Raw genomic sequence first — 5,806 nt, 5'->3', positions numbered from 1 at the left:
GTGAGCAGGTCGTGCGAGATCGGATCATCGGATCCGGACGCCAGCCGCACGATGCGCTTCGCATCGTCGCCCAGGGCGTCGAAGCGCGAGAGCAGCACGTCGCGCAGGGTGTCGGGCATGGGGCCCTGCACGTTGCAGAGCAGCTCCTCGATGAAGAACGGCACGCCCTCGCTGCGCTCCATGAGGCGCGCGAGCCCCGCATCGTCGACCGTGCCGCGCAGGCGCTGCACCAGGTCGCGCACCTCGATCGCGTCGAGCCGCTTCAGGGTGACCCGGTCGAGCAGCCTGGCGCGCTCCGCCTCGGCGAAGAAGGTGCGCACCTCTCCCCCGCGGCGGACCTCGTCGATGCGGCAGGTGAGCAGGAACAGCACCGGGCGGCCCGCGAGGGCGCGGAGCAGGAAGGAGAGCATCGCGAGCGTCGCGGCATCGGCCCAGTGCAGGTCTTCGATCACGACGACCACGGGGCGGGTGGCGGCGGCCGCCTCGAGCAGGTTCGCGATCGTCTCGCGGAGCCCCTCCGGGCGGATCGCGGACCGGTCGACGGGTCCGGTCGCGCGCTCCGGCAGCAGCAGCTGCAGGGCGTCCCGACCGGGGCCCGCGGCCTCGTCGGCACGGTCGCCGAGCTCGTCGAGCACTCCGCGCAGGATCGCCGGGAGCGGGCCGAAGGGCGCAGGGGTCGACCCGTAGTCCAGGCACCAACCGGTCAGCACCGTGGCCCGGTCCGCGACGCGGCGGCGGAACTCCGCCGTCAGCCGGGACTTGCCGATCCCCGCCTCGCCGCCCACGAGCACGGAGGCGGACTCGCCGGCACCGGCGCGGCGCAGGGCGTCGTCGAGGAGCGCGAGTTCGGCATCGCGTCCGACCATGGCGGCCGACGTGGTGGCGAGGGACATGTCTTCATCGTGCCACCAGCCACGGACATCGGGCGTCGCCACGGGCGCGGCGCCGCTCTCGGCAGAGCCGGAGGATGTCCCTCCGGACGCGGAAGAGCCTCCCGACGGCGGCGGATCCTGGGTCGGATCCGTCGTCGGGAGGCTCTCGCTCTCGGGTGTGTCCTGGGTCGCCCGCACCGCGCGGCGCGCCGGGGTGGCCGCCGGGGCGGTCATGCGGCGTGCGAACCGCAGCCGACCAGCTCGCTCGCGCGGGCGTCGTCCTCGGCCGGCGCGGATCCCGCCGACACGAGCGCGGCGATCGGTGCGGCGGGCGCGGCGACCGCGATCGGCGCGGCCGTGGGCTCGGCGCTCACTGCGGCGAACGCGGACTCGGCGACCGCCGGGTCGGCGACCGCGGGGCTCGGCGCGGACTCGGCGACCGCCTCGGCCGCCTGGGTGGACGCGGGGGCCGGCACGACCTCGGCACGGCGGCTCTGCAGCCGGCCCAGCATGCGGCGCAGGAATCCGTCGCGGCGCACGATCATGTCGGCGTGCTCTGCGGCCATCCTGGCGCGCTCGGCACGGATCGCGGCCTGCTCGATCTCCAGCGTGGTGATGCGGTAGCTCATCGCGTAGTTCAGTTCCATGATGTCTCCTTCTCCGGTACTCATACGCTCGTCGCTAAGGCCCCCTCCCCCCATCCGGCAGATGCCTTAACTTCCGCCCCCGGTACCTCAGATCCCCAGATCCCCAGATCCCCAGATCCCCAGATCCCCAGATCCGCGAGACTGCAACTGGGCGACGAGACAGCACCGCAGAAGCGCAGTCTCGTCGCCCAGTTGGAGTCTCGCGGTCAGTAGGGCGCACCCGCGCCAGCCACCGCGCGAGCCCCGCGCGAGCCGCCGCGCGAGCGCCGCGCAAGCCGCGCGCCAGCCTCCCCGCGCGAGCCGCCGCACGAGCCCGGGTGCACAGGGTCGCGGACTACCGTGGGAGCATGCGCCCGCTCGCCGCCCTCCGTGCCGCCCGACGCGCGCCGCTGCTGCAGGTGGCGAAGTCGGCGGCGGCCACGATCGCGGCCTGGCTGATCGCGGGCTGGCTCGTCCCGGGGCACCTGCCCGTGTTCGCGGCCATCGCCGCGCTGCTCGTGGTGCAGCCGAGCGTGAACCAGTCGTTCGCGAAGGCTGTGGAGCGCAGCATCGGCGTGATCGCCGGCGTCGTCATCGCGGTGCTGCTGAGCCTCGCGCTCGGCGGGCTCAGCTGGGTCGTCCTGCTCGCGGTCGTGGTCGCGATGGTCGTGGCGTGGTCGTTCAAGGCCACACCGGGCACCGCGAACCAGGTCGCGATCTCGGCGATGCTCGTTCTCGCGCTGGGCTCGGCGAGTCCCGACTACGCCGTGGACCGGATCCTGGAGACCCTGATCGGCGCGGCGATCGGCTTCGTGGTGAACGTCGTCGTGGTGCCGCCCGTGCTGATCGCCCCGGTACGGCGCGACCTGGCGCTCCTCGGCGGGGAGCTCGCCGGGACCCTCGATCGCCTGGGCGACGCGATCGCCGTGGAGCAGAGCCCTGCGCGGCTCCAGGAGCTCATGCTCGAAGCCCGGCTGCTGCGCCCCATGAAGGACGCCGCCGACGCCTCGCTCACCGCGGGCGAGGAGTCGCTGACCTTGAACCCGCGCGGCTCGCGCCACCGTGCCGAGCTCGCCGCGATGCGCGCGCTGCTGGAGCGCCTCGGCCCGATCGTGACGCAGGTGATCGGCATGACCCGCGCCTACGTCGACCAGTACGACGACGCGCTGCCCGCGGAGCCGTCCGTCGCGCCGATCGCCGAGCAGCTGCACCGCGCGGGCCACGACGTGCGCCTCGCCGTCCAGCTGGCCGAGGTGGTGCCGGAACCGGAGGCGCTGACCTCCGCGATCCCGGCGCTGACCTCGCCGCTCGACATCCGCCCTCCCTCGTCACGCCATTGGGTGCTGATCGGATCCCTCACGGAGGACCTGCGCCGCATCCGCGCGGGCCTGCGCGACGAGGACTGACGCTCGCCGTATCGAATTCAGGACGGATCTGGCCAAGAGGCGAGAGATCACCGGTTTCGGCCTGCGCGAGCCCGTTCATCCTGAATTGCGCACGCGCGCGGCTCAGGCCCCGATGAACTCCTCCACGGGACCGAAGTCGGGCTCCTCGCGGATCTCGACCGTGGATCCGAGCGCGTCGGTGTCGAGCACGCGGATCTCGTTGCGGCCCGCGCGCCAGAGCGGCGCCGGGGCGTAGAGGGTGACCTGCGGACCGACCGCGCGGTAGCGGCCGAGCAGGAATCCGTTCAGCCACACCAGGCCGTTCGCGCCGCTCGGGAACGCGAGCCAGGCGTCGGCGGGGTCCGCGACGTCGAACACCGCCACGGCGAGACCGTCGGCCGGGGTGGCGGCATCGTCCGGAGCCGCCGTCGCAGCCGCTCCACCGTCGGTGGCCGTGCCGGCAGAGTCCGATGCCGCTCCCGCCGGAGCCGCCGGAGCCCCAGGGGCGTCCGGAGCCTCGGGAGCGTCCTGCGGGATCACGCGGTGCGTCCAGCCGTGGGCGAAGCGGCGACCGATCCGCACGCCGGCCAGGATGCCCTTGCCCTCACCGGTGTGCGGCCCGTAGTTGACGCGGCCCTGGCTCTCCACGACGAGCGTCAGCAGTCCGGATCCGCCCGTGGCGGGGAGTTCGAGCGAGCGGACCCCGTCGCGCTCGAGCACGCCGAGGCGCGCGCCGTCGAGGAAGACGACCGCGCGGTCGTGCAGCACGTCGACGGTCAGGGCCGCCCCTGGCGCGTAAGTGATCTCGGCCTCGTAGGCGACCAGCCCGTCCTCGGCGCCGAGCTCCTCGAATGTGAGCGGCATCGAGGCCGTGGCGCCCGCCGGAACCGCCCGAGCGACGTCGAGCAGCGACGCGACCGGGGCCAGCGGCGCCGACGCGGCCGCCTGACGACGCGGCGCCTCCGGCACCGGCGGGAGGTCGCCGTCGTGGAACGGCGCGAAGGCCGCGCGCAGCGCATGGAACTTGTCGTTGAGGGATCCGTCCTCGCCGATCGGCGCGTCTGAGTCGTAGCTCGTGACGGTGGGCTGCAGCACGCCGTCGTGGTTCGCCCCCGCCCAGAGGCCGAAGTTCGTACCGCCGTGCGCCATGTAGAGGCTCACGGATCCGCCCGCGGCCAGCAGCTCCTCGACCGTGCCGATCATGCTCGCCGCCGAGCGCACGTGGTGGTGCTCGCCCCAGTGGTCGAACCAGCCGCCCCACAGCTCCGCGCAGAGCAGCGCCTGCTCCGGCACGTGCAGGCGCTGCGCCTCGGCGACGCCGGTGCCGAACGTGAACGACCCCATCGCACCCTCGACGCTGCCGTTGCGCACCATGTCCGCGGTGGTCCCGTCGGCCGTCGTGAGCAGCTCGACGATCCCCCGCGCGCGCAGTCCGTCGCGCAGGTGCACGAGGTAGTCGTGGTCGCTGCCGAAGGATCCGTACTCGTTCTCGATCTGCACCGCCGTGATCGGGCCGCCGTGCGCCGCCTGCAGCGCGGCCAGCCGGGGGATCAGCTCGTCGTACCAGGCGTCGACCGCGGCGAGGAAGACGGTGTCGCTCGTGCGCAGGGAGCGGGTGCGGCCGCTCAGCCAGAACGGGATGCCCCCGTTCGACCACTCGGCGCAGATGTAGGGGCTGGGACGCACGAACACGTCGAGCCCGATCTCGCCCGCGAGCCGGATGAACCGTTCGGCGTCGCGCCAGCCGCCGAAGTCGCGCTCGCCCTCGACCCGCTCGTGGAAGTTCCACGGGATGTAGGTGTCGACCGTGTTCGCCCCCATCGCGGCGAGCCGGCGCAGGCGGTCCTCCCACTGGTCGGGGTGGATCCGGAAATAGTGCACCGCGCCGGAGAGCATCCGGAACGGCCGGCCGTGACGCCGCAGCGCGCCGTCCTCGTAGGTGAGCGCGGCGCGCGGGGACTCGGTCATGGCTCTCCTCGGGGTGCGGCACGATGTTTGCGTCACCATTGTCGCATCCCGGGCGCCCCGCGCACCCGCGACATAGGCTGGTCGCATGTCCACGACCCTCGCCGAAGCCCTCGCCGACCTGGCCGCGCTGGAGGATCCGAAGGCCCGCGCCGTCAACGAGCGGCACGGCGACGCGCACGGGGTGAACCTGTCCCGGATGCGCGCGCTCGCGAAGCGGATCGGCACGGATCCGCTTCTCGCCGGCGAGCTGTGGGCGTCAGGCGATGTGGCGGGGCAGCTCCTGGGGATCCTCGTGATGAAGCCCCGCGCCCTCGATGCCGATGACCTCGACCGCATGGTGCGGGAGAGCCTGAGCTCCAAGGCGCACGACTGGCTCGTCGCCTACATCGTGAAGAAGTCGCCGCATGCGGAAGAGCTGCGCGTGCGGTGGCTGGACGACGCCGATGCCGACGCGCGCGCCGCGGCCTGGTCGCTCACCTCCGCCCGGGTCGCGAAGAGCCCGGAGGGACTCGACCTCGACGCGCTCCTGGACCGGATCGAACGCGAGCTCGCCGGCGCCCCGGCGCGCGAGCAGTGGGCCATGAACGAGACGCTCGCCACGATCGGCATCCACCACCGGGCGGAGCGCGACCGCGCGATCGCGATCGGCGAAGAACTCCAGGTGCTCGCCGACTACCCGACCCCGCCGAACTGCACCTCGCCCTTCGCGCCGCTGTGGATCGCCGAGATGGTGCGCCGCCAGGGCTGAGCGCCGAGGACCGGGGCGGTTCAGCCCCGAGGCGGTCGCTGCCCCGAGGCGGTTCAGCCCCGAGGCGGTCGCTGCCCCGGGGCGGGTCAGCCCCGAGGGGCTCGCGGACGCCGGCCCGCCGAGTTCGTTGCGGGGGATGCGGATCGCCTGCGGATCCCTCTGCCGGCGAGGTGACCGACCCATGCGGCCAGAGCGCCGCAGCACAGC

Annotated in this window: 5 protein-coding genes; 2 read left to right on the top strand and 3 right to left on the bottom strand. The window is 73.5% G+C overall.

Annotated features, from left to right (window positions below):
* A partial coding sequence (locus tag B7X32_RS17585) for an AAA family ATPase (protein ID WP_292722575.1) occupies nt 1–893 on the bottom strand: 893 nt, incomplete at its 3' end.
* 209 nt (nt 894–1,102) lie between these two features.
* The gene (locus B7X32_RS17580) at nt 1,103–1,519 is read right to left on the bottom strand and encodes a hypothetical protein (RefSeq protein ID WP_292722572.1); all 417 of its coding nucleotides are present in this window, start codon (nt 1,517–1,519) and stop codon (nt 1,103–1,105) included.
* Between the two features lie 347 nt (nt 1,520–1,866).
* On the opposite strand from B7X32_RS17580, the gene B7X32_RS17575 reads away from it, so the two are divergent.
* The gene (locus B7X32_RS17575) at nt 1,867–2,904 is read left to right on the top strand and encodes an FUSC family protein (protein WP_292722569.1); all 1,038 of its coding nucleotides are present in this window, start codon (nt 1,867–1,869) and stop codon (nt 2,902–2,904) included.
* Between the two features lie 102 nt (nt 2,905–3,006).
* Here the strand turns inward: B7X32_RS17575 and B7X32_RS17570 are convergent, their stop codons facing one another.
* Nucleotides 3,007–4,851 (bottom strand): beta-galactosidase family protein, encoded by a 1,845-nt coding sequence (locus B7X32_RS17570; protein ID WP_292722567.1) that lies wholly within the window; start codon nt 4,849–4,851, stop codon nt 3,007–3,009.
* 85 nt (nt 4,852–4,936) lie between these two features.
* Between B7X32_RS17570 and B7X32_RS17565 the strand changes: the two genes are divergently transcribed.
* Entirely contained in the window at nt 4,937–5,599 is a 663-nt protein-coding gene (locus tag B7X32_RS17565) for a DNA alkylation repair protein (RefSeq protein ID WP_292722565.1), read from the top strand.
* Nucleotides 5,600–5,806: the final 207 nt, after the last annotated feature.

It is taken from the genome of Microbacterium sp. 13-71-7 (assembly GCF_002257455.1).
Classification (GTDB): Bacteria; Actinomycetota; Actinomycetes; order Actinomycetales; family Microbacteriaceae; genus Microbacterium.
This window is presented reverse-complemented; position numbering and strand designations above follow the sequence as displayed.

Excerpts from the sequence above, each read along its gene's own strand:
- B7X32_RS17570 (WP_292722567.1), bottom strand. The coding sequence starts at position 4,851 with ATGACCGAGTCCCCGCGCGCCGCGCTCACCTACGAGGACGGCGCGCTG.
- B7X32_RS17575 (WP_292722569.1), top strand. The coding sequence starts at position 1,867 with ATGCGCCCGCTCGCCGCCCTCCGTGCCGCCCGACGCGCGCCGCTGCTG.
- B7X32_RS17580 (WP_292722572.1), bottom strand. The coding sequence starts at position 1,519 with ATGGAACTGAACTACGCGATGAGCTACCGCATCACCACGCTGGAGATC.
- B7X32_RS17565 (WP_292722565.1), top strand. The coding sequence starts at position 4,937 with ATGTCCACGACCCTCGCCGAAGCCCTCGCCGACCTGGCCGCGCTGGAG.